The organism is Microbacterium sp. HMH0099 (genome assembly GCF_049384025.1).
In the GTDB taxonomy this organism is placed as follows: domain Bacteria; phylum Actinomycetota; class Actinomycetes; order Actinomycetales; family Microbacteriaceae; genus Microbacterium.
This window is the reverse complement of sequence record NZ_JBMRJR010000001.1, coordinates 1-21981: the sequence shown is the minus strand read 5'-3', so window position 1 is coordinate 21981 and position 21981 is coordinate 1. Positions and strand designations below refer to the sequence as shown.

The window sequence follows — 21981 nt, the reverse complement described above, 5'->3', positions numbered from 1 at the left end:
AAGACCCGCATGACCCGCACCCCCCTGTCCACGTCGCTCGACGCCTACGAGGTCTGGTTCGTCACCGGCAGCCAGAACCTCTACGGCGAGGAGACGCTGAAGCAGGTCGCCGAGCAGTCGCAGGCCGTCGTGGACGGCCTGAACGGCCTGCCCGTGAAGGTCGTCTGGAAGCCCGTGCTGAAGGACTCCGACAGCATCCGCCGCATGGCTCTCGAGATCAACGGCCGTGACGACGTCATCGGCGTGATCGCCTGGATGCACACCTTCAGCCCCGCGAAGATGTGGATCTCCGGTCTCGACGCCCTGCAGAAGCCGCTGCTGCACCTGCACACGCAGGCCAACGTCGAGCTGCCCTGGAACGACATCGACTTCGACTTCATGAACCTGAACCAGGCCGCCCACGGCGACCGCGAGTTCGGGTACATCCAGACGCGCCTCGGCGTGGCGCGGAAGACCGTCGTCGGCCACGTGTCGAACCCCGCCGTGCGTCAGCAGATCGAGGACTGGGAGCGCGCCGCCGCCGGCTGGACCGCCGCCCGCACCCTCAAGCTCGCCCGATTCGGCGACAACATGCGCTTCGTCGCCGTCACCGAGGGCGACAAGACCGAGGCCGAGCTCCGCTTCGGCGTGCAGGTCAACACGTGGGGCGTCAACGAGCTCGTCGAGGCCGTCGAGAAGGCGTCGGATGCCGATGTCGACGCGCTCGTGCAGGAGTACGTCGACAGCTACGACGTCGTGGACGAGCTGCTGCCCGGCGGCGCGCGCCACCAGTCGCTGCGCGACGGTGCGGCCATCGAGCTGGGGCTCCGGTCCTTCCTCGAGGAGGGCGGCTTCGGCGCCTTCACCACGTCGTTCGAGGACCTCGGCGCGTTGAAGCAGCTGCCCGGTCTCGCGGTGCAGCGCCTGATGGCCGAGGGCTACGGCTTCGGCGCCGAGGGTGACTGGAAGACCGCGATCCTCGTGCGCGTGGCGAACGTCATGGGCTCGGGCCTGCCCGGCGGCGCGTCCCTGATGGAGGACTACACCTACGACCTCGTCCCCGGACAGGAGCGCATCCTCGGCGCCCACATGCTCGAGGTGTCCCCGTCGCTCACCTCGAAGAAGCCGCGCCTGGAGATCCACGAGCTCGGCATCGGCGGCAAGGACGACCCCGTGCGCCTGGTCTTCACCGCCGACGCGGGCCCCGCGCTCGTCGTGGCGATGAGCGACATGCGCGACCGCTTCCGCCTCGTCGCCAACGTCGTCGAGAACGTCGACGCCCCCGACCTGCCGAAGCTGCCCGTGGGCCGCGCGGTGTGGAAGCCCGCGCCGGACTTCGCCACCTCGGCCGGATGCTGGCTCGCCGCCGGTGCCGCCCACCACACCGTCATGACGACGGCCGTGGGCATCGAGGTGTTCCGCGACTTCGCCGAGATCGCCAAGACCGAGCTCGTCGTCATCGACGAGGACACCACGGTCCGCGGCTTCCAGAGCGAGCTGCGCTGGAACCAGGCGTACTACCGCCTCGCCCAGGGCCTGTAACCCGCGGCATCCCGAACGCCCTCCCCGCCCGTCACCGGCGCGGGGAGGGCGTTCTGCTGCGTCCGGCGGGGCGTGCCTCGTCCTTCCGGCGCCGCAGCCGGGGAACGCCGGTGGTGCTGTGCCGGGGTGCTGTGCCGCTGGTGCTGTGCCCGGGTGCTGTGCCCGGGTGCTGTGCCGGTGGTGCGGTGCCGGTGGTGCTGTGCCGCTGGTGCTGTGCCGGGGGTGCTGTGCCGGGGTGCGGTGCATCCGAGTGGCCCCGGGGTCCTCTGCGGCGCCCCGGGGCCACCCGGGTGCGCGTGCGAACGCGCGAAGAGGCCCCGGTGGCGGACCACCGGGGCCTCTCGCGCCGCCTCACGGCAGCGGGTGCGGGATCAGCCGCAGGTGCGGGCGGCGTAGGCGGCGGTGACCGTCGCCGTCGCCGAGCCCTGCGTGACGGCGGCCTTGGCCTCACCCGCGGGCACCGTGGCGGCGCGCGTGGTGAACGTGGCCGAGGTGGTCGCTCCGGCGGCGACGGTGACCGACTTCGAGCCGTAGGCGGTCGACAGCGTCAGGGATGCCGCGGTGTCGCCGCCGTTGACGGCCCGGAGCACCAGCTGCGCCTTGCCGGCGACGCAGCGCGCCTCGGCCGAGAGCTGCACCTTGACGACGGGACGGACGGTGACGGTGGCCTCCACCGGCATCCGCGAGTCGTCCTGCGCGACACCGGCGACCGTGAACGTCCCCGCGGTGGAGTACTTCGCGGCATCCACGGCCTCCCACGCCACGTCGACGGTCTGCACCGAGCCGTCGGCCTTGGTCAGGCGAGCCTGGGGGAGCACCGGGGCGGTGCCGGCGTCGGTGGTCACGTCGATGGCATCCACGGTCTTCACCGCGATGTTCGGCGCGTAGGCCTCGAGCACCTTCTGGTACTCGGCGCGGGTCACCGGGATGACCGTGCCGTGACGGGGCTTTCCGCCGTCGGCGTTCTGCGGCAGGCCCTGACGGAGCTTGCCGCCGAGCGCCTGCCACGTGCCGGCCCGGTCGAGGTCGTTCGTGCCGAACGGGACGTAGTGGTTCGGGCCGCCGTGGTAGTTCGGCTGGTCGATGAAGAGGAACCAGTCGAGGTTGTTCACGTCGCCCTCGTTGGCCGCGAAGATGTTCGCGCCCTCACCGCTGGAGTACGTGCCGCCGGGCTCCCCGTTGGGCAGGCCGCTGGCGACGCGCTCCTCGACGAGGGTCCACTGGTCCGCGGCGCCGGTGGTGCCGGGCAGGGTGCCGGTGATGGTGGCGGTGAGGTCCGTGGACTTCTCGTGGCGGATCGTCATGCTCGCCTCGTCCTTGGTGAAGCGGTGGTAGACGCCGTCCTTCTTCGCCACGGTCGAGTCGATGAGGCCCAGACCGTTGCCACGGCGCACGTCGCTCCAGATCTTCGCGTCCGAGAAGGTCACGAAGTCGTCGGTCGTGGCGTACATCATGCGGTTGTAGGTGACGCCGGTCCGGTCGGCCACCTTCGTGGTCGGGTACAGGTTGGACGCCCAGAACACGACGAAGGTGTCGAGCTCCTCGTCCCAGTACGCCTCGGGCGCCCAGGTGTTGCCCGCGAAGTCCGAGGACACCTTGACGTGCCGCTGCTCGGACCAGGTCACCAGGTCGTCCGACTCCCACACCTCGATGTACGTCGAGCCGGAGATCTGCGCGGTGGTGAAGCCGCCCGCCAGACCGTCGACCTTGAGGTCGGTGGCGATCATGTAGAACTTGTCGCCGTGCGGGGCGCGGATGATGAACGGGTCGCGCAGACCCTGCGTGCCGACGGTCGAGGTGAAGATCGGCTGGCCCTGGTTGAGGGTGTTCCACGTGAGCGCGTCGTTGCCCTTGGATGCCGCGATGCTGACGCGCTCGGCGCCCTGACCCTCGCCGGTGAAGAACGTCCAGAAGTACGCCTCCGTCTCATCCGACGCGCCGGGCATCGGCTGGATGCGTGCGGCGAACGTGCGGCTCGAGGTCGCGCCGCCGTTGACGGCGGTGGCGGTCAGCTGCACCTCGGCGGCGGGGGAGCCCGCGGCCGGACGCTTGACCTCGACGGTGCGCGAGTCCGCGCGAACGCCGTCGCGCAGCGCGGCGTTGGCCGATCCGGCGGTGACCGCCCAGGTGATCGTGGAACCCTGCGCGCCCGCGGTGGACACCGAGAAGTTGCCGCGGATGTTGTCGAGGTTGCGGATGGACAGCGCGGCGAGGTCGCGCGACACCTTCTCGGCGTCGGTGAGCTGCTGCGGTACCGTCACGCGGTAGGTCTGGGTGCGGGTGTCGGAGCCGACGGTGAACGTCGCCGTCAGAGTGACCGAGGCGTCGCCCGCGCCGGCGGCCGGGCGGGTCACGGTGGCGGTGCTGCCGTTGACGGAGATCGCCGCGTTGTCGGACGCCCACGAGACGGTGGCCCCGGCGCTGGTCGTCGGGACGGTGAAGTTCGCCGTCGCGTTCGTCGGGACGGTCACGCCGGCCACGGCGCGGTCGAGCGCCTGGGCGTTGTAGAGGGCCTTCACGTCGCTCTCGGTGAGGGCCGACGAATAGATGGCGAAGTCGTCGACGAGGCCGTTCCAGCCGGGGTCGTTGTAGGTGGAGCGTCCGAGGTACGAGACCAGGCTCTGACCGAAGGAGGCGACGTCGCGGCTGATGGCGTTCTGCGCGATGCGCGTGCCGTTGATGTAGACGCTCAGCTGGCCGGTGGTGCCGCTGATGACGGTCGTGTAGAGACTCAGGCCGGCGGGGGTGCGGGCGCCGGCGGTGGCGGTGTTCGTCGCGCCCGGGCCGACCTCGGTGCCCCACGGGGCACCCGCGTTGACGCTGTTCGTGACGACGGACTTGACGTAGCCGCTGGGGTTGGCGGGGTTGAGCAGCCAGTAGCCGGACGAGAAGGAGGCGCCGGATGCCACGGGTGCACCGATGAAGGCCGCGGCGACGTTGCCGTTGCCCGAACGGGGGGACAGCCACGTCGAGATGGTGAGGTCCTTCTTGCCGACGAGGCCCGCAGTGGGGATGTCGAGGTAGGCCGCGGTGTTCGCCGCGCCGCCCGGGAGCGACAGGCTGCCGCCGGTGACGGAGCCGCCGTTCTGCCGGAGGGTGGCGTTGTAGCCGTTGCCGCTGACGTCGGAGACCGTGGCGCCGGCGATGGCGTCGAAGGAGTAGTGGAGGAGGGGCTGCGGGCCGGTCGCGGCCTGTGCGGCGGTGGTCGCCGCTCCCAGGCCGGTCATCGTGAGCGTCAGCGCGGCCGCAGCGGCCACACCTCTTCTCCACAGGGGTGAACGTGTGCGCGTGCGCATTGGCGGGCGTCCTTGCTCTCGGTCGACGCGATGCGGCATCTTCGCGCCCGGACGGCGACGTCTCGAGCGCCGGAGAACACGCGTCATCGCGGTCTTCGGTGACCGCGGCTGCGGTCGAGGGGCTGTGTTGTTACCGGGAACAACCGGTGACTTCACGGTAGGGCGCGCGCGAGGGACGTGTCAAGGACGAGCGGACCTGGTCCGGACGGAAAACGCAGCGCGCTGCGCGGGCCCCCGCGGGGTGGTCGCGGGGCACGGGGCGGCGGCCGTGCACCGGCTGCGGGGCGCCGGGATCGGGGCGCTCGCCGTGCACCGGGGCGGCCCGGCGGGATGGGGGGCGCTTGCCGTGCACCGGCCGCGGCCCGCCGGGATCGGGGCGCTTGCCGTGCACCGGCCGCGGCCCGGCGGGATCGGGGCGCCTGCCGTGCACCGGGGCGGTCGGTGCTCGCCCCGCTGCACATGACGCGCCCCACTCGCGCCCCGAGCCCGCGTTCGGTGCGGCGTCGAAGCGGCGACGCGAACGGCGACGCACCCCGGCGACGCACGCGGCCCGGCCCGCGGCGTCGAGCCGTCGACCGTGCGTGGCCCCGGGGCGCGCTGTGTGGCCCCGGGGCCGTTTACATGAAAGCGGCGACGCGAACGGCGACGCACCCCGGCGACGCACGCGGCCCGGCCCGCGGCGTTGAGCGGTCGACCGTGCGTGGCCCCGGGGCGCGCTGTGTGGCCCCGGGGCCACTCACGTCGACGCGACGACGCGAACGGCGAACCACCCCGCGCGCCCACGCCCCCTACAGCCGCTGCCCCAGCGCCCACAGCCGGTCCGCGCGGCCCGAGATCGCCTCGGACAGCGCGAACGCCTGCGCGTCGGTCAGCGACGCGACGTAGTCGACGATCCCGCGCGACCGGGCGAGCGCGTCGGCCTCCCCGTCGGTGGGGCGCCGCTCGGCCGGCAGCGTGGCGTACTGCTCGCGGGCGAGCGCGATGAGCTCCCGCAGGCGCCGCGGGGTGCGGGCGCGGTCGAGGTCGTCGTCGAGCCACTCGCCGAGCGCGCGCACCGACCGCGCGAGGATCCGGCTCATCCCGCGCTGCTGGACCGCGAGGTCGGGACGGCTGAGCACGAACCGCTTGTGGACGAACTTCAGGACCTCGACGTGATGCCACGCCCACGGCGACAGAACGACCGGACCCGCCCGCGGGGTGTCGACCGGCCGCAGCCGCGCGGACTCCTGGAAGCGGCGGATCCACCGGTCGGTGAAGGCGGCGAGCCGGCGCTCGGCGGTGAGCGAGCCGTCGAACGGCCGGGCGAGCAGGTCGGTCACCATCTCGGCATCCACGTCGCTCACCGCGGCGAGGAAGGCCTCGTCGTCGGCGATCCATGGGTCGTCGCGGCGCATCTTGCGGCGGAGGCGCTCCAATCCGGCGCCCGGCGCGAGCTCGGCGCGCACCTCGGCGTCGTCGCGCTCCCGCCACTCGAGCACGTCGTCGAGCCACCCGCGGAACTCCGCCGCGATGGGGGCGTGATCCAGGATGCCGGCCCGATAGAAGTCGTCGACGTCGTGCACCGAGTACGCGATGTCGTCGGCCAGGTCCATCACGGCGCCCTCGATGCTCTGGCGCAGGGGCTCGGCATCCACTCCTCCCCGGGCGGCGTCGAGGTCCTCGAGGTCGAGGTCGTAGGCGGAGTACTTGTGCACCCGGTAGGCGCCGTCGGGCTCACGACGGATGCCACGGGGTGGCCCGTTCCGCTCGATCTCGCTCGCCGACGCCGACGGCGCCCAGGGGTACTTCGCCGACGCCGCCCGCACGGCCGCGGTGAGGTTCAGCCCGCGGGGCGCGGTCTCGATGACGTCGAGGGCGGTGAGGATGCGGTAGGTCTGCGCGTTGCCCTCGAAGCCGTCCGCGAGGCCCAGCTCGGTGCGGGCGAGACGGTTCAGCGTCATCTCGCCCAGATGGCCGAACGGCGGGTGACCGAGGTCGTGGGCGTAGGCCGCCGCTTCGACCACGGTGGCGTTGCAGACGTCCGCCGCGCCCGCGTCGCGTGCCCGCGTGTTCAGCTGCAGGGCCACGACGCGGGCGATCGCGCTGACCTTGAGGGTGTGCGTGAGGCGGTTGTGCACGGGCGCGCCCGAGATGGACGGTGACACCACCTGCGTCACGGCCGACAGCCGCGAGAAGTAGGGAGAGAACTGGATGCGCTCCAGATCGATCGACCACGGGTCTCCCGGGACGTCGTCGCGGTCCTCGTAGACGCGGGCGGCGGCGGGATCCGGGATGCCGCCCTCCCGCGGCTCCGTCGAGGGCGATGTCTCGTGGTGCAGGGTCATCCCGGTCCTCTCGCGGCGGTGGTGTCGGACCACGCTAACCCGCCCGCGGGTTCCGGCCGGTGCTCCGTGCCGGGGCGCGTCTCCGCGGGACGCCGCGCGCAGTCGCCGGCGGCCGTGGGCCCGCTCGCCGAGCTCCTGAGATCTGCGACGTCCGGCGTCGGCGGCCGGGGCTGCAGCCCGCAGGCGCCCTCGCCGAACTCCTGAGTTCTGCGACGTCCGGCGTCGGCGGCCGGGGCTGCAGCCCGCGGGCGCCCTCGCCGAACTCCTGAGATCTGCGGGGTATGGCCCGGGGGAGGGGGCCACGGGGTCACGGCGGGCCGAACTCCGGAGAACCCGCGCTCGCCGCGACCAGAAGGGCTGCCGTGGCAGGCGTCGCCGCTGTTCCTCCGGAGCCCGGCACACCGGGCCCGGCAGAATTCCGGAGTTCGGCGAGGCCCGGACCGGCGGCCCGCCCCGGCGAGGCCCGGACCGGAGCACGCCGCCCCGGCAGAACTCCGGAGTTCGGCGAGGCCCGGACCGAGGCCCGGACCGAGGCCCGGACCGAGGCACGCCGCCCCGGCAGAACTCCGGAGTTCGACGAGGCCCGGACCGAGGCCCGGACCGGCGGCCCGCCCCGGAGGCCCGGACCGAGGCCCGGGCCGCCGCCTCAGCCCCGCCGCACCTCCACGTCGACGACGCGCGCATCGTCGGCGGTCAGCTCGTACGTCGGGCCGGTGATGCGCAGCGTCGCGGCGGCATCGACGTCGGCGCACGAGGCGCCGACGCGCACCTCCACCTCGCCGGGCTCCACGACCCGGCGGAGCGAACGGTCGCTGTAGGCCAGGCGCGACGCGGGCACGGTGAACCGCACCTCCGCGCTCTCACCCGGGTCGAGCTCGACGCGGGCGTAGGCCAGCAGCTGCACGACGGGCCGGGTGACGCTCGCGACCGGGCGGTGCGCGTACACCTGCACGACGTCCGCGCCGCGCACGGCACCCGTGTTGGTCACCCGGGCGGACACGGCGAACGCGTCGCCCGCCCGCACCTCGGCGTCCGTCCCGGCGGGAACCCCGTCGACCGCCAAGCCCGCGCGCGCGAACGTCGTGTACGACAGGCCGAACCCGAACGGCCGCACCGGCGTCGGGTCGGTGCTCGTCACGCCGGACGGTCCGCCGAGGATCGGGTGGAGGTACGAGTACGGCTGAGCCCCGGCCGCGCGCGGCAGCGAGACGGGCAGACGCCCGGAGGGGGTGGCATCCCCGGTCACGAGGGCGGCGAGAGCCGGCCCGCCCTCCTCGCCGGGGAAGAACGCCTGCAGCACCGCGGCGGGACCCTCCGCGCCGTCGAGCGCCCAGCCGAGCGCGTACGGGCGTCCGGTCAGCAGCACGAGCACCACCGGGGTGCCGGTGGCGACGACGGCCTCGACGAGCTGCCGCTGCACGCCGGGCAGCTCGAGCGAGTCGGCGTCGTTCCCCTCGCCGACGGTGCCGCGGCCGAAGAGGCCGGCCCGGTCGCCGACGACGACGATCGCGACGTCGGCGTCACGGGCGAGGGATGCCGCGGCGTCGATGCCCGTGGCATCCGTCCCCTCCACTCCGCATCCCTCCGCGAACGCGGTGTCCGCGAAGCGGGCGGACAGCGCCGCCCGCACCGTCGGGATGTCGAAGCCGAGCGGGGTGCCGGGGTGGTGCGCGAGCACGTGGTTCGCGAAGGAGTAGCAGCCCATCAGCGCCTCGGCGCTGTCGGCGTTCGGGCCGATGACGGCGATCCGCGTCGACGGGGCGAGGGGGAGTAGGTCGCCGTCGTTGCGGAGCAGGACGACGGACTCCTCCGCGATCCGCCGCGCGAGGGCCCGGTGCTCGGGGTCGTCGAGGTCGACGGTGGTCGGGGCGTCGTCGAAGGCGGCATCCAGGAGTCCCAGGTCCTCCTTCTCGGCCAGCACGCGGGCGACGGCCCGGTCGACGACGGCCTCCGGGAGGGCGCCGGATGCCACCCGCTCGACGAGGTGCGGGTAGGCGTCAGCGCCGGGGAGCTCGACGTCGATGCCGGCCTCGAGGGCGAGCTGCGCGGCCTCGCCGAGCGAGCCGGCGACGCCGTGCATGGAGCGCAGGAACTCGACCGCGTAGTAGTCGGACACGACGGTCCCGTCGAAGCCCCAGCGGCGCCGGAGCAGGTCGGTGAGGAGGTCCCCGGACGAGGCGACGGGGACGCCGTCGATCTCGGTGTACGAGTTCATGACGCTGCGGACGCCGCCGTCGCGGACGGCCATCTCGAACGGCGGCAGGAACACGTCCTGCAGCTCGCGCGGTCCGGCGCTGACCGGGGCGTGGTTGCGCCCGGCGCGCGAGGCCGAGTAGCCCACGAAGTGCTTGAGGGTGGCGTGCACGCCGGCCGCCTGCAGTCCGCGGACGTAGGCCGTGCCGATCGTGCCGACGACGTACGGGTCCTCGGCGATGCACTCGTCGACGCGTCCCCAGCGGGGGTCGCGGATCACGTCGAGCACGGGCGCGAGGCCCTGATGGACCCCGAGCTCGCGCATGGAGCGCCCGATCGTGGATGCCATGAGCTCGACGGCATCCGGGTCGAACGACGCGCCCCAGGCGAGCGGGGTGGGGAAGGTGGCGGCCTGCCACGCGGCGAAGCCGGTGAGGCACTCCTCGTGGACGAGCGCGGGGATGCCCAGGCGCGTCTCGGTGACGAGCCGCCGCTGCTCGCCCCACAGCCAGGCGGCGCGCTCGACCGGGTCGACGGGGCGGGTGCCGTAGACGCGGGTGAGGTGGCCCAGCCCGTGCACGGTCGCGTCCGCGTAGGCCGTGGTGGTGACCTTCTCGCCGGCCAGCGGCGCGACGACCTCGTCGCCCTGATCGACCCAGTAGCCGACGAGCTGCGCGAGCTTCTCGTCGAGGGTCATGTCGGCGAGGAGCGCTCGCACGCGGTCGGAGGTCCCCGGGCCGAGGGCAGCGCCGACGTCGGTGGTGTGGATGGTCATGGCGGGTCAGCCCTTCACGGCGCCGGTGAGACCGCCGACGATCCGACGCTCGAACAGGCTGAAGAACACCAGAGCGGGGATCATCGACAGCGAGGTGAACGCGAGCACGCGTGCGGTGTCGACGGAGTACTGCGAGGCGAACGCCTGCGTGCCGAGCGGCAGGGTGTAGGCGGCCTCGTTGTTGAGGATGAACAGCGGGAGCATGTACGAGTTCCAGCTGTTGACGAAGGCGAGGATGCCGACGGTCACGATCGCCGGGACGGCCAGCGGCAGCACCATGCGCCAGAAGAAGCCCAGCCGGCCGAGCCCGTCGATGGACGCGGCCTCCTGCAGCTCCTTCGGGATCGCGGCGAGGAACGGCGACAGGATGATCACCGTGATGGGCAGGGCGAAGGCGATCTGCGGCACGATGACGCCGACGAGGGAGTTCGTCAGTCCCAGGTTGCGCACGAGGATGTAGAGCGGCGTGATGGCCACGGTCATCGGGAACATCAGCCCCGCGGTGAACAGCGCGTACACGGCGCCCCGCCCGCGGAAGCGGTAGCGGGCGAGGGCGTAGGCGGCCATCAGACCGAGGGCGACGACGAACACCGTCGTGGCGACGGCCGCGATGGTGGAGTTGGCGACCTGGCCCCAGAACGCGCTGCTGGCGAGGACGTCGACGTAGTTCTCCCAGTTCCACCGGGTCGGGAACCCGGCCGGGTCGACCGTGATCTCGGCGTTCGACCGGAACCCGCCGAGGATGATGAACGCCACGGGGGCGAGCATCAGCCCGATCAGCACCAGGGCGACGAAGCCCACGACGACGGAGGTGGAGCGGCGGCGGCCGGCCGGGGCGCGCCGGACGGACCGGGGCGCCTTGGGGGCGACGAGGGTGGCGGTGGCGGTCACTTGGTGCCTCCCGTGAGGGCGCCGGCCGTGTCGCGGCGCAGGACGAAGCGCTGGTAGACGAGGGCGACGGCGAGCGAGATGAGGAACATGACGACCGCCACGGCGCTGCCGTAGCCGAAGCTGCCGGCGTTGCGGCCGTTGGCGACCATGTAGGTGGCCATCGTCGAGGTGCCCGCGGTCGACGCGACGTACTGGCCCCAGATGATCCAGACGAGGTCGAACAGCTGCAGCGATCCGATGATGGAGAGGAAGGCCCAGATGCGGATCGTCGGTCCCATCAGCGGGAGCACGATGTGCCGCTGGATCTGCCAGTAGGACGCTCCGTCGATGGCGGCGGCCTCCGGCAGCTCCTCCGGGATGCCCTGCAGGCCCGCGAGGAAGAGGATCACGGCGAAGCCGATGTACTTCCACGTGATGATGATGAGCAGGGTCCAGATGGCCAGGGCCGGGTCGGAGATCCAGTCGGCGCGGAGGGAGCCGAGGCCGATGTTCTCGAGGGCGCCGTTGAGCGCCCCGCCCGACTGCAGCATCAGTCCCCAGCCGAGGCCGACGACGACCTCGGAGATGACGTAGGGCACGAAGATCAGCACGCGGATGAGCGACTGCGCCCGCATCTTGCGGTTCAGCAGCAGCGCGAGACCGAGCGCGAGGGGACCCTGCAGGACGAGAGAACCGACGACGATGAAGCCGTTGTGGCCGAGCGCCTCGTGGAAGGCCGGGTCCGTGAGGATCGTGACGTAGTTGCGGATGCCGACGAAGTCGACGGGGGTGCCGAAGCCCGACCAGCTGTAGAAGCCGTAGTAGGCGGCGAGGGCGACCGGCAGGATGACGAACGAGACGAACACCACCAGCGCGGGGCCGAGCAGGATCGCGAGCTCGCCGCGGATCCGCCAGTTCTCGCGTCGATGACGCACGGGCGGCGACCGGCGGCGTCCGGGGCGGGGGCGAGCGGTGGGCGCACGCTGGTCATGGTCGTTCTCCTCAGGAGCGCGCGGCGGCCGCGTTGACGGCGTCGACGATGTCCTGGGGACCGCTCTTGCCGGCGAACATGTCGACCACGGCGACGTTCAGCGCGTTGCCGACGTTCTGGCCGTAGAGGGTGTCGAGCCAGACGACGACGTAGGGGGCGTCGGTGTAGGCCTCGAGCACGGACTGCAGCGCGGGGGTGGTGACCGCGCCGGTCGCCTCGCTGGAGGCGGGCAGCGTCTGGAACGCGTCGGCGTACCGCTCCTGGTTCTCCTGCTCGACGAGGAAGTTCAGGAAGTCGGGGCAGGCCTCGGGGGCATTGACCCAGCAGGAGTAGCCGTCGACGCCGCCCATGATCGCGCCGGGCTCGCCGTCGCCGCCGTCCACCTCGGGGAAGGGGAACCAGCCGAGGTCGGGGAGGGGCTGCTCGTCGGGCGTCAGCGACGCGATCACGCCGGGGTTCCAGGCGCCCATGAGCTCCATCGCGGCCTGCTTGTTCGCCAGCAGGCCGGCGGAGGATCCGGCGCCCTGCTGCGCGGCCGTGGTGAGGAAGCCCTCGTTGAACGGCTGCGTCTCGAGGAAGGACTGCAGGTTCTCGCCCGCCTCCAGCCAGCACTCGTCGTCGAAGCTGCGGCTCTCCGCCGCCGCGTCGAGCACGTCCTGCGAGCAGGCGCGGAGCGCGAAGTTGTAGTACCAGTGCGCGGCGGGCCACGCGTCCTTCGCGCCGACCGCGATCGGGGCGACGCCGCTGGCGCGCAGCTGCTCGTCGGCGGCCTCCAGCTCCTCGATGCTCGTGGGAGGGGCGGTCACGCCGGCGGCGGTGAGGAGGTCCTGCGAGTAGAAGATGCCCGAGGGGAGCACGGCCACCGGCATCCCGTAGTTCTTGCCGTCGACCTCGAACGCGCCGAGCGAGCTGCCGAGGGCGGAGGACGCCTCGTCGGAGATCTTGTCGGTCAGGTCCATGGCCTGTCCCGCCTCGACGATGTCGGCGAGCTTGCCGCCGCCGCGGGCCATGAAGATGTCGGGGGCGTCGCCGGAGTTGAGGGCGGTCTGCAGCTTGCCGTCCATCTCCTCGTTCTGGATCGCCTGGATCTCGATCGTCACACCGGGATTCGCGGCCTCGAACGCCGCCGCGGTGTCCTCCCAGTACTTCTTGCCGTCGCCGGTCGTGGAGTTGTGCCACAGGGTCAGCGTCGAGCCGTCGCCGCTGTCGCCGCCCGTGCCGGCGCATCCGCCGAGGGCCAGCACGCCGACGGCCGCGAGGGCCGCGCCGGCGAGGGTCTTCCTGGTGTTCATGTGATTCCCGTCTCTCTTCGTCGAGGTGCGTCCGCGAGGGACGCTCCGGTGGTGTCGGCTGCTCTGCCGTCCGTTCACTGACCCGGCTCTGCTGTGGTCCGGGTCTGAGCAGTGTGACCCGGCGCGGGTGGGTCGTCAAACGTTTTCGAAAATGATTTCCACGCTAGGGTCGGATGCCATGAGGCGAGCCACCATCCACGACGTCGCCGCGGCTGCCGGTGTCTCGGTGGCCACGGTGTCCAAAGCCGTCAACGGGCGCTACGGGGTGTCGCCCGAGACCGTGGGACGGGTATTGGACGTCGTCCGCGAGCTCGGCTACGAGTCCAGCCTCGTCGCGAGCAGCATGCGCTCGCGCCGCACCGGCGTGGTGGGCGTGCTCGTCGCCGACATCGAGCCGTTCTCGGCGGAGATCCTCAAGGGGGTCGGCGCGGCGCTGTCGGACACCGGGTACGACCTGCTCGCCTACACCGCGTCCCGCCGCGAGGGCGAGGGGTGGGAGCGGCGCTCGCTCAGCCGCTTGAGCGGGACGCTCATCGACGCGGCGATCATCGTCACCCCGACGGTGGTCAACATCGCCGGGGAGGTGCCCATCGTCGCGATCGACCCGCACACCGGCCGCGGCGACGTGCCCACCGTCGAGTCCGACAGCTTCACCGGCGCGCAGCAGGCGGTGCACTACCTCGCGCAGCTCGGCCATCGCCGCATCGGGTTCATCGCGGGCCGCCCCGACCTGCGTTCGGCCGTCGCCCGCGCGTCCGGGTACCGGGAGGCGCTCGCCGCCGCCGGCATCCCCTTCGACCCCGCGCTCGTGGGAGTCGGCCGCTACGAGAAGGACGTCGCCCGCGAGGCCGCGCACGCGATGCTCTCGCTCGCCGACCCGCCCACCGCGGTGTTCGCGGCGAACGACCTGTCGGCCCTCAGCATCGTGCAGGTCGCCGCCGAACGCGGGCTGCGCGTGCCCGAGGACCTGTCGGTCGTCGGTTTCGACGACGTCCCCGAGGCCGCGCGCGCCCAGCCGGGGCTGACGACCGTGCGGCAGCCCATGCAGCGGCTGGGCGGCGAGGCCGTCCGGATGGTGCTGGCGCTGCTGGCGGGGGAGGAGCTGGACGAGACGCACATCCAGCTGCCCACCCGGCTCGTCGCGCGCGGCACGACCGCGCCGCCGCCCGCGCGCTGACCCCGCCCCCTCCCCCCTCCTGCCTCCCCCCCCCTCCTGCCTCCCCCCCCTCCTGCCTCCCCCGCCTCCCACCGGCGCTGACTTGGCGCACATGTACGCGCGGGAGGCCCCGCCGCGTACATCTGCGCCAACTCACGGCCCCGCCGCTGCCCGCCTGGCGCTGACTTGGCGCAAACGCACGCGAGGGAGGCCCCGCGGCGTGCATCTGCGCCAAGTCAGCGCCGCCCCACACCCGCGCCACCACGGCCCCGCATGGTCCTCGACCCCCGGCGGCTCCGGTAGCGTCGATGCCATGCCGAGTACCAGTGGGAAGGACGACGAGGTCGATCTCCTCATCGACGCGTGGTCGCAGCTGCTGCCCGATGTCGACCTCACCCCGCTCGACGTGATGTCCCGCCTGCGGCGCGCGTCGTGGCACCTGGCGAAGCTCCGCGCGAAGGCCTTCGCCGCCGCCGACATCGCCGTGTGGGAGTTCGACGTCCTCGCCGCCCTGCGCCGCTCCGGGACGGAGCTCAGCGCCACCCGCCTCATCGCGGCGACGATGATCGGCAGCGCAGCCATGACGAACCGCCTCGACAAGCTCGCGGACCGCGGGCTCGTCCACCGCCGCCCCAACCCGTCGGACGGCCGCGCCATCCTCGTCGCGATCACCCCCGAGGGCATCGAGCGGGTCGACGCGGCCATGACCGAGCTCGTCCGGCTCGAGGCCGACGCCCTGCGCGACATCAGCCGCGCCGACCAGGCGCTCCTGGCCCGCACCCTTCGCGTCCTCGCCGCCGGCGAGACGCACGAGGTATGAGCGGCGACCTCTCCCGCGCCCTGGCCGTGCGCCCCGTCGTCCTCGACGGGGGACTCGGCACGCTGCTCGCCGCGCGCGGCAACGACGTGTCCTCGTCGCTGTGGTCCGCACGCGTCCTGCGCGACGACCCCGACGAGATCCGCTCCGCCCACGCGGCCTTCGTCGACGCGGGTGCCGAGGTGGCCATCACGTCCTCCTACCAGCTCGGCTTCGACGGGGCGATCCCGGATGACGCCGTCGAGCAGCTCCTCGTCCGGTCGGTGACCCTCGCCCGCGAGTCCGGAACGCCGTGGGTCGCGGCATCGGTCGGTCCCCTCGGCGCCCTCCGCGCGGACGGCAGCGAGTACACGGGGGACTACGGGCTCGACGTCGACGAACTCCGCCGTCGCCACCGTCGCCGCCTGCACGTCCTGGCCGACGCCGGGGCCGACGTCCTCGCGATCGAGACCCTGCCCTCGCCGCTCGAGGTCGAGGCGGTGGTCGCGGAGCTGGACGGGCTCGGCGTGCCGTCCTTCCTCAGCCTGTCGGCCGACAGCACCGGCTTCGGCGCCCCGGGTGCGCTGGGGGCGGCCCTCCGCACCGCGGCGTCGGGAGACGGCGTCGTGGCGGTCGGGGTCAACTGCTGCGCCCCCGCGAGCGTCGCCCCCGCCCTGCGTGCCGCACCGGGCGGCATCCCGCTCGTCGCCTACCCGAACAGCGGGGAGCGATGGGATGCCGCCACCCGCTTCTGGCACGGAGACGGCGGGGCCGTCGCGGCGACGGCGGCGGAGTGGGTGGGCGCCGGCGCGCGCCTGGTCGGCGGCTGCTGCCGGACGACCCCGGCGGACATCGCGGCGCTCGCCGCGGCCGTCCGCGCCTGACCGGCGCGCGCTCAGTCGAAATCGGCTGCGAGCGCGTTGCGGTGGTACTCGAAGATGATGCTCGTCCGCGTGGAGGCGACGCTGTGCCGCGCCGAGAGGTGGTCGACGACGAACCGGCGCACCGCGGAGGAGTCGTCGACGGCGATGTGCACGAGGAAGTCGTCGGCGCCGCCGAGGAAGAACAGCTGGATGACGTCGGGATGCCGGCGGATCTCGTGCGCGAAGGCGCGGATGCTCTCCTGGCGCTGTCCGGGCCGCAGGGTGACGCCGACGATGGCCTGCAGTCCGCGGCCGAGCCGGCTCTGGTCCACGGCGGCGTGGAAGCCGGTGATGAGCCCGCGCTCGACCAGCGAACGCACCCGCGCGTGCGCGGTCGACGGGGCCACGCCGAGGGCCTCGGCCAGAGCGGCGTTCGTCATCCGGGCGTCGGCGGAGAGCATCGCGATGATCCGCTCGTCGTGCGGATGCAGGTCGTCGTCGGCCATCGCAGATCCTTCGGTCGGAGCGGGCGCGGGAGGTGTTGGGATCCGACGATACGCCTGACCGGCGGCATCCTGTCGAAGGATCTTCGGTGTAACGCCGAGGAAACACTCCATTCTGCGATTCTTCCGGCAACGCCGCCCACGCAGGAGGAATGATGCGCGTCTCCGTCCCCGCAGAGATCAAGAACAACGAGAACCGCGTCGCGATGACGCCCGCCGGCGTCGACGCGCTCGTCGCCCGCGGCCACGAGGTGCTCGTGCAGGCGGGGGCCGGCGAGGGCAGCGGCTTCGCCGACGCGCAGTACCGTGCGGCCGGCGCGGAGATCGTGGCGACCGCCGACGAGACCTGGGCCCGCGCCGAGCTGCTCGTGAAGGTCAAGGAGCCCATCGCGGCCGAGTACGGTCACCTCCGCGACGACCTCACCCTCTTCACCTACCTGCACCTGGCCGCGGACCGCCCGCTCACCGACGCCCTCAGGGCCGCCGGCACCACCGCCGTCGCCTACGAGACCGTGCAGACCCCCGACCGCGCGCTGCCGCTGCTCGCGCCCATGAGCGAGGTCGCCGGACGCCTCTCGATCGTCGAGGGCGCGCACCACCTGCTGCGCGCGTCGGGCGGGCGCGGTCTGCTCCCCGGCGGCGTGCCCGGGACGCCCAAGGCGAAGGTCGTCGTCATCGGCGGCGGTGTCGCGGGCGAGCACGCTGCGGCGAACGCCCTCGGCCTCGGCGCCCGCGTGACCGTGGTGGACATCTCGCTGCCCAAGCTCCGGCAGCTCGAGGAGCGTTTCGGCGGCGCGATCGAGACCCGCGCGTCGACCCGCCTCGAGATCGCCGAGCAGGTCGCCGACGCCGACCTCGTCATCGGCTCGGTCCTCATCCCGGGCGCGGCCGCCCCGAAGCTCGTCACCGGCGACATGGTCGCGGCGATGCGCCCCGGCTCGGTCCTCGTCGACATCGCCATCGACCAGGGCGGCTGCTTCGAGCACTCGCGCCCCACCACCCATGACGCGCCGACCTTCCGCGTCCACGACGCGCTGTACTACTGCGTGGCGAACATGCCGGGTGCCGTTCCGCACACCTCGACCCGGGCGCTGTCCAACGCGACCCTGCCCTACATCGCGCGTATCGCGGACGCCGGCTGGGAGCGCGCGGCATCCGTCGATCCCGCCCTCGCCAAGGGGCTCAACGTCCGTGCGGGCGTCGTCGTCAACGAGGGCGTGCAGGCGGCCTTCGGCCTCTGAGGCAGGCTCGGGATGCCGCGCCCCGTCTCCTCCGCGAGACCCCTCGGGCGCTGACTGGTCGCAGATGTACGCCGTGGGGCCCTGGGGGCGTGCATCTGCGCCACGTCACGGCACGTGGGAGAGCCCGGCAGGGGGGGAGTCCGGCAGGGGAGAGAGCCCGGCAGGGGGGAGAGCCCCACGAGCGGCGGGGCTCAGCGCACCCAGGCGTAGGTGATCTCTGGGCGCCCGGGACCGCCGTAGCGGGGCTCCCGGCGCACGCGGCCGACGTCGGCGAGGTGCTCGAGGTACCGGCGGGCGGTGACGCGGGACATGCCCTGCGTCTCCCCGACCTCGGTCGACGACACCGCCCCGGCCGCGGTCCGGACCCGCTCGGCGACCGCCTGCAGCGTCTCGTCGCTCAGTCCCTTGGGCAGCGCGGGGGCCACCGTCCGCAGCGAGCCGAAGAGGGCGTCGACCTCGGACTGCGTCGCGTCGCCCTGCGCGCGATGCAGGCCGTCGACGTAGGTGCGGTAGGCCTCGAGCTTCTCGCGGAACGCGGTGAACGTGAACGGCTTGATGAGGTAGTGCACGACCCCGGTCGAGACGGCGGCACGGACCGTCGCGGCGTCGCGCACGGCCGTGACGGCGATGATGTCCGCCCCGGCACCCATCGCCCGCGCACGGCGCGCGACGTCGAGCCCGGCCCCGTCGGGCATCGTCATGTCGAGCAGGACGAGGTCGATCGCCCGCTCGGGGTCGGCGATGGCGGTCAGCGCCGCCCGGGCACCCGACGCCTGGCCGACGACCTCGAACCCGGGCACCCGACCGACGTACGCGGTGTGCAGCTCGAGCGCGAGGGCGTCGTCGTCGACGACAAGCACACGGATCATGGCCGCACCTCCTCGCCGGCGGCGACGGCGGCCACCTCCGGCAGGAACACCCGCACCGTCGTGGGGTCGGCGTCGATGCGCAGCGTCCCGCCGTGCGCGGTGACGATGTCGCGGACGAGGGCGAGGCCCACCCCGCGACCCCCGGGGGTGTGCCCGGCCTTGGTCGACGCGCCGAACGCGAACGGGTCCTCCAGGGACGGGTCGAAGCCGCCGCCGCTGTCGCTCACCTCGAGCGCCACGTCGCCGCCGCCGGCGCGGAGCGCCACTCGCACCCACCGGGGGGTCGGCCCGGCCGCTGCGGCGTCGAGGGCGTTGTCCACGAGGTTGCCGACGACCGTCACCGCTTCCGCCGCCGCGAGGGGCAGCGCGGGGGTCGGCTCGGCGACGTCGAGGTCGAGCCGCACGCCGCGCTCGGCGGCCTCGTCGAGCTTGCCGAGCAGCAGCGCGACGACCACCGCGTCCTCGTCGTCGGACACGAGCCGGTCGGCGAGGCCCTGGCGCTCGCCGGTGGACGCCTCGATGAGACGCCGCGCGTCGTCGAGACGTCCGAGCTCGATGAGCGCCCAGATGGCGTGCAGGCGGTTGCCGTGCTCGTGGGTCTGGGAGCGGAGCGTCTCGCTGAGCGTGCGGACCCCCTCCAGCTCGCCGAGGAGGGCCTGCAGCTCGGACCGGTCGCGCAGCGTCATCACGTGTCCGCGCTGGGGCGCGCGGCGTCCCTCCAGGTCCCGGGCCTCCTCCTGGTTCACCAGCAGGACCCGGTCCCCGTTGACGACGGTCTCCTCGACCATGCGGCGTCCCGCCGAGATGGCCTCGGCGAGCGAGGCGTCCATCCCCACCTCCGACGGGTCCAGCGGCACCTGCCCGGCGGTCGCGGGGGGCAGGCCGAGCAGGTCGGCCGCCTCGTCGTTGTAGAGCACGATGCGCCCCGCCCCGTCGGTCACGACGAGCCCTTCGCGCAGCGAGTGCAGCACCGTCTCGTAGCTCTGCACGAGCCGCGCCAGCTCGGCGGGCGTGTACGACCCGGTCACCCGGCGGGCGCTCCGACGGACGTAGACGGCGCCCAGCACCCCGAACCCGACGATGGCGGTGGATGCCGCGACGATGAGCGGCACCCGGGCGGCGAGGTCCTGCTGCACGGCGCCCAGGGTCACGCCCACCGACACCAGTCCGACGATGGGCCCGTCCTCGACCCCGTCGGCGCGGATCGGCGCGATCGTGCGTACGGAGAGGCCGAGCGTGCCGCGATAGGTCTCGGTGAACGTCTCGCCCGCCAGCGCCTCCTCCCGGGAGCCGAGGTACTGCTCGCCGATCTCGGAGCGGTTGCGGTGGGTGAGCCGGATGCCGTCGGGCGTCATGATCGTCACGAACGACAGCCCCGCGTCGGCGAGGATGTACTCGACCATCGGCTGCAGGGCGTCGGAGTCGCCCGCCTCGACGAGCAGGGCCACGTCGGGCTCGTGCGCGAGGGTCTCGGCGACGGACCGGGTCACGGTCTCGGCCTGGCGCTGACCGGAGTCGCTCAGCTGCAGCGACAGGAGCGCCGCGAGCACGCCGGCGACCAGCACGACGACGCCCAGCGACACCAGAGCCAGTCGCCCACCCACACTCAGTCGCACGTCACCCGCCTCTCTGCGCCTGCCGTGAACAATACGACCACAAATCGCCGGGGGGCTCGCCCTCGGCCACAGTCGTCACATCGCCCGGCGGCCCCGCCGGACTCAACGAAGACGTTAGGAAGAGGGGAAAGGCGCTGATGGCTCTCTCACTCCGCACCACTCGCGACGGTCGGCCCCGCAAGAAGATCGACCGCAATCACTGGCTCTACATCCTGGTCATCGTGGCCGTCGTCGCCGGCATCGTCGTCGGCCTCGTGGCCCCGGCCTTCGCCACCGCCCTCGAGCCGATCGGCAAGGGCTTCGTCAACCTCATCAAGATGATGATCGCCCCGGTCATCTTCTGCACGATCGTCGTCGGCATCGGCTCGATCGCCAAGGCATCCACGGTCGGCAAGATCGGCGGCCTGGCGATGGCGTACTTCCTCGTCATGTCGTCGTTCGCCCTGATCATCGGCCTCGTCGTCGGCAACATCATCCACCCGGGTGAGGGCCTGAACATCGCGGGGGCCACCTACGAGGCGCCCGCCGAGCCGACCACCACCCAGGACTTCATCCTCGGCATCATCCCCACCACGTTCTTCTCCGCCTTCACCGGCGGCAGCATCCTCCAGGTGCTGTTCATCGCCCTGCTCGTCGGCTTCGCGCTGCAGCGTATGGGCGAGCGCGGTGCGCGCATGGTCGAGGGCATCCGCAACTTCCAGGTGCTGGTCTTCCGCATCCTCGGCATGATCCTGTGGCTCGCGCCGATCGGTGCGTTCGGCGCCATCGCCGCCGTCGTCGGCAAGACCGGCTTCCAGGCCGTCATCAGCCTCGGCATCCTGATGGGCGCGTTCTACATCACGTGCTTCCTCTTCATCGCCGTGGTGCTGGGCGTGCTGCTGTTCGCCGTGACGCGCGTCAACATCTTCACCCTCATGAAGTACCTCGGCCGCGAGTACCTCCTCATCGTCGGCACCTCGTCGTCCGAGGCCGCGCTGCCCCGCCTGATCGCGAAGATGGAGCACCTCGGCGTCTCGAAGCCCGTCGTCGGCATCACCGTCCCGACCGGCTACTCCTTCAACCTCGACGGCACCGCGATCTACCTCACGATGGCCTCCCTCTTCATCGCCACCGCCATGGGCTCGCCCATGTCGATCGGCGAGCAGATCGGCCTCATGATCTTCATGATCATCGCCTCGAAGGGCGCTGCCGGTGTCACCGGTGCGGGCCTGGCGACCCTCGCGGGCGGCCTGTCGGCCTACCGCCCCGACCTGCTGGACGGCGTCGGCGTCATCGTCGGCATCGACCGCTTCATGTCCGAGGCCCGCGCCGTCACCAACTTCACCGGCAACGCGGTGGCGACCATGCTGATCGGCGTCTGGACCAAGGAGTACGACGCCGAGCGCGTCCGCCAGGTGCTCGCCGGCACCGTGCCGTTCGACGAGAGCACCCTGGGCGGCGACGACCACGGCTCGGTCAACACGGCCGCGGATGCCAAGGAGGAGGCGTCCGCCGAGGTCGGCGCCGGTCCCGTCGACACCCGTGCGCTGAACACCTTCCGCGCCCAGGCCGAGGCGGAGGCCATCACGCGGAGCCGTTCGTGAGTCTGCTCCACACCCCGGCGGGGGCGGAGCGCGAGGCGTGCGTACGACGCCCCGGTGCCGGGTCCGGGCAGGAGCGCCCGCCCTGCGTGCGA

15 protein-coding genes are annotated in these 21981 nt (G+C 72.8%); 6 read left to right on the top strand and 9 right to left on the bottom strand.

Features of this window, described 5'->3' with window-relative positions; genetic code table 11:
• Window positions 1-9 precede the first annotated feature (9 nt).
• On the top strand, window positions 10-1521 hold the full coding sequence (araA, locus tag ACO03V_RS00075) for an L-arabinose isomerase (RefSeq protein WP_367733048.1): 1512 nt from the start codon (window positions 10-12) through the stop codon (window positions 1519-1521).
• Window positions 1522-1892: 371 nt separating this feature from the next.
• Here the strand turns inward: araA and ACO03V_RS00070 are convergent, their stop codons facing one another.
• From ACO03V_RS00070 to ACO03V_RS00045, 6 genes are all read right to left on the bottom strand, one after another.
• Window positions 1893-4778: an immunoglobulin-like domain-containing protein gene (locus ACO03V_RS00070; protein ID WP_423136133.1), complete on the bottom strand. Its 2886-nt coding sequence runs from the start codon at window positions 4776-4778 to the stop codon at window positions 1893-1895.
• 827 nt (window positions 4779-5605) lie between these two features.
• Entirely contained in the window at window positions 5606-7141 is a 1536-nt protein-coding gene (locus tag ACO03V_RS00065) for a deoxyguanosinetriphosphate triphosphohydrolase family protein (protein ID WP_367733052.1), read from the bottom strand.
• A 646-nt stretch (window positions 7142-7787) separates the two neighbouring features.
• Window positions 7788-10109: a glycoside hydrolase family 3 N-terminal domain-containing protein gene (locus tag ACO03V_RS00060; protein ID WP_367733054.1), complete on the bottom strand. Its 2322-nt coding sequence runs from the start codon at window positions 10107-10109 to the stop codon at window positions 7788-7790.
• Window positions 10110-10115: 6 nt separating this feature from the next.
• Window positions 10116-11000 carry a carbohydrate ABC transporter permease gene (locus tag ACO03V_RS00055; protein ID WP_367733056.1) on the bottom strand — a complete coding sequence of 295 codons (885 nt, stop codon included), beginning with the start codon at window positions 10998-11000 and terminating at the stop codon, window positions 10116-10118.
• Window positions 10997-11914, bottom strand: coding sequence for a carbohydrate ABC transporter permease (locus ACO03V_RS00050; protein ID WP_423136132.1), 918 nt, complete (start codon window positions 11912-11914; stop codon window positions 10997-10999). Before ACO03V_RS00050 ends, ACO03V_RS00055 begins: the two co-directional genes overlap by 4 nt.
• A gap of 67 nt (window positions 11915-11981) precedes the next feature.
• Window positions 11982-13262, bottom strand: a complete 1281-nt coding sequence (locus ACO03V_RS00045; RefSeq protein WP_367733060.1) for an extracellular solute-binding protein — start codon at window positions 13260-13262, stop codon at window positions 11982-11984.
• Between the two features lie 178 nt (window positions 13263-13440).
• On the opposite strand from ACO03V_RS00045, the gene ACO03V_RS00040 reads away from it, so the two are divergent.
• The 3 genes from ACO03V_RS00040 (at window position 13441) to mmuM (ending at window position 16098) form a co-directional block, all read left to right on the top strand.
• On the top strand, window positions 13441-14439 hold the full coding sequence (locus tag ACO03V_RS00040; protein ID WP_423136131.1) for a LacI family DNA-binding transcriptional regulator: 999 nt from the start codon (window positions 13441-13443) through the stop codon (window positions 14437-14439).
• Window positions 14440-14731: 292 nt separating this feature from the next.
• Window positions 14732-15238, top strand: a complete 507-nt coding sequence (locus ACO03V_RS00035; RefSeq protein ID WP_367733064.1) for a MarR family winged helix-turn-helix transcriptional regulator — start codon at window positions 14732-14734, stop codon at window positions 15236-15238.
• The gene (gene mmuM, locus ACO03V_RS00030) at window positions 15235-16098 is read left to right on the top strand and encodes a homocysteine S-methyltransferase (RefSeq protein ID WP_423136130.1); all 864 of its coding nucleotides are present in this window, start codon (window positions 15235-15237) and stop codon (window positions 16096-16098) included. Before ACO03V_RS00035 ends, mmuM begins: the two co-directional genes overlap by 4 nt.
• 11 nt (window positions 16099-16109) lie before the next feature.
• Here mmuM and ACO03V_RS00025 read toward each other — a convergent pair whose 3' ends face one another.
• Window positions 16110-16583 (bottom strand): Lrp/AsnC family transcriptional regulator, encoded by a 474-nt coding sequence (locus ACO03V_RS00025; protein WP_367733068.1) that lies wholly within the window; start codon window positions 16581-16583, stop codon window positions 16110-16112.
• Window positions 16584-16735: 152 nt separating this feature from the next.
• Here ACO03V_RS00025 and ald point away from each other — a divergent pair, with 152 nt between their 5' ends.
• Window positions 16736-17821, top strand: coding sequence for an alanine dehydrogenase (gene ald / locus ACO03V_RS00020; RefSeq protein WP_423136129.1), 1086 nt, complete (start codon window positions 16736-16738; stop codon window positions 17819-17821).
• A 191-nt stretch (window positions 17822-18012) separates the two neighbouring features.
• Here the strand turns inward: ald and ACO03V_RS00015 are convergent, their stop codons facing one another.
• Window positions 18013-18690, bottom strand: coding sequence for a response regulator (locus tag ACO03V_RS00015; RefSeq protein ID WP_367733070.1), 678 nt, complete (start codon window positions 18688-18690; stop codon window positions 18013-18015).
• Entirely contained in the window at window positions 18687-20306 is a 1620-nt protein-coding gene (locus tag ACO03V_RS00010; protein ID WP_367733072.1) for a sensor histidine kinase, read from the bottom strand. Before ACO03V_RS00010 ends, ACO03V_RS00015 begins: the two co-directional genes overlap by 4 nt.
• A 137-nt stretch (window positions 20307-20443) precedes the next feature.
• Here ACO03V_RS00010 and ACO03V_RS00005 point away from each other — a divergent pair, with 137 nt between their 5' ends.
• Window positions 20444-21889: a cation:dicarboxylate symporter family transporter gene (locus ACO03V_RS00005; RefSeq protein ID WP_367733074.1), complete on the top strand. Its 1446-nt coding sequence runs from the start codon at window positions 20444-20446 to the stop codon at window positions 21887-21889.
• The last annotated feature ends 92 nt before the right edge of the window (window positions 21890-21981 follow it).

What these genes read in the sequence shown, in the direction of transcription:
- ACO03V_RS00060 (WP_367733054.1), bottom strand. Translation starts at nt 10,109, where the DNA reads ATGACCATCCACACCACCGACGTCGGCGCTGCCCTCGGCCCGGGGACC.
- ACO03V_RS00035 (WP_367733064.1), top strand. Translation starts at nt 14,732, where the DNA reads ATGCCGAGTACCAGTGGGAAGGACGACGAGGTCGATCTCCTCATCGAC.
- ACO03V_RS00065 (WP_367733052.1), bottom strand. Translation starts at nt 7,141, where the DNA reads ATGACCCTGCACCACGAGACATCGCCCTCGACGGAGCCGCGGGAGGGC.
- mmuM (WP_423136130.1), top strand. Translation starts at nt 15,235, where the DNA reads ATGAGCGGCGACCTCTCCCGCGCCCTGGCCGTGCGCCCCGTCGTCCTC.
- ACO03V_RS00005 (WP_367733074.1), top strand. Translation starts at nt 20,444, where the DNA reads ATGGCTCTCTCACTCCGCACCACTCGCGACGGTCGGCCCCGCAAGAAG.
- araA (WP_367733048.1), top strand. Translation starts at nt 10, where the DNA reads ATGACCCGCACCCCCCTGTCCACGTCGCTCGACGCCTACGAGGTCTGG.
- ACO03V_RS00040 (WP_423136131.1), top strand. Translation starts at nt 13,441, where the DNA reads ATGAGGCGAGCCACCATCCACGACGTCGCCGCGGCTGCCGGTGTCTCG.
- ACO03V_RS00025 (WP_367733068.1), bottom strand. Translation starts at nt 16,583, where the DNA reads ATGGCCGACGACGACCTGCATCCGCACGACGAGCGGATCATCGCGATG.
- ACO03V_RS00015 (WP_367733070.1), bottom strand. Translation starts at nt 18,690, where the DNA reads ATGATCCGTGTGCTTGTCGTCGACGACGACGCCCTCGCGCTCGAGCTG.
- ACO03V_RS00045 (WP_367733060.1), bottom strand. Translation starts at nt 13,262, where the DNA reads ATGAACACCAGGAAGACCCTCGCCGGCGCGGCCCTCGCGGCCGTCGGC.
- ald (WP_423136129.1), top strand. Translation starts at nt 16,736, where the DNA reads ATGCGCGTCTCCGTCCCCGCAGAGATCAAGAACAACGAGAACCGCGTC.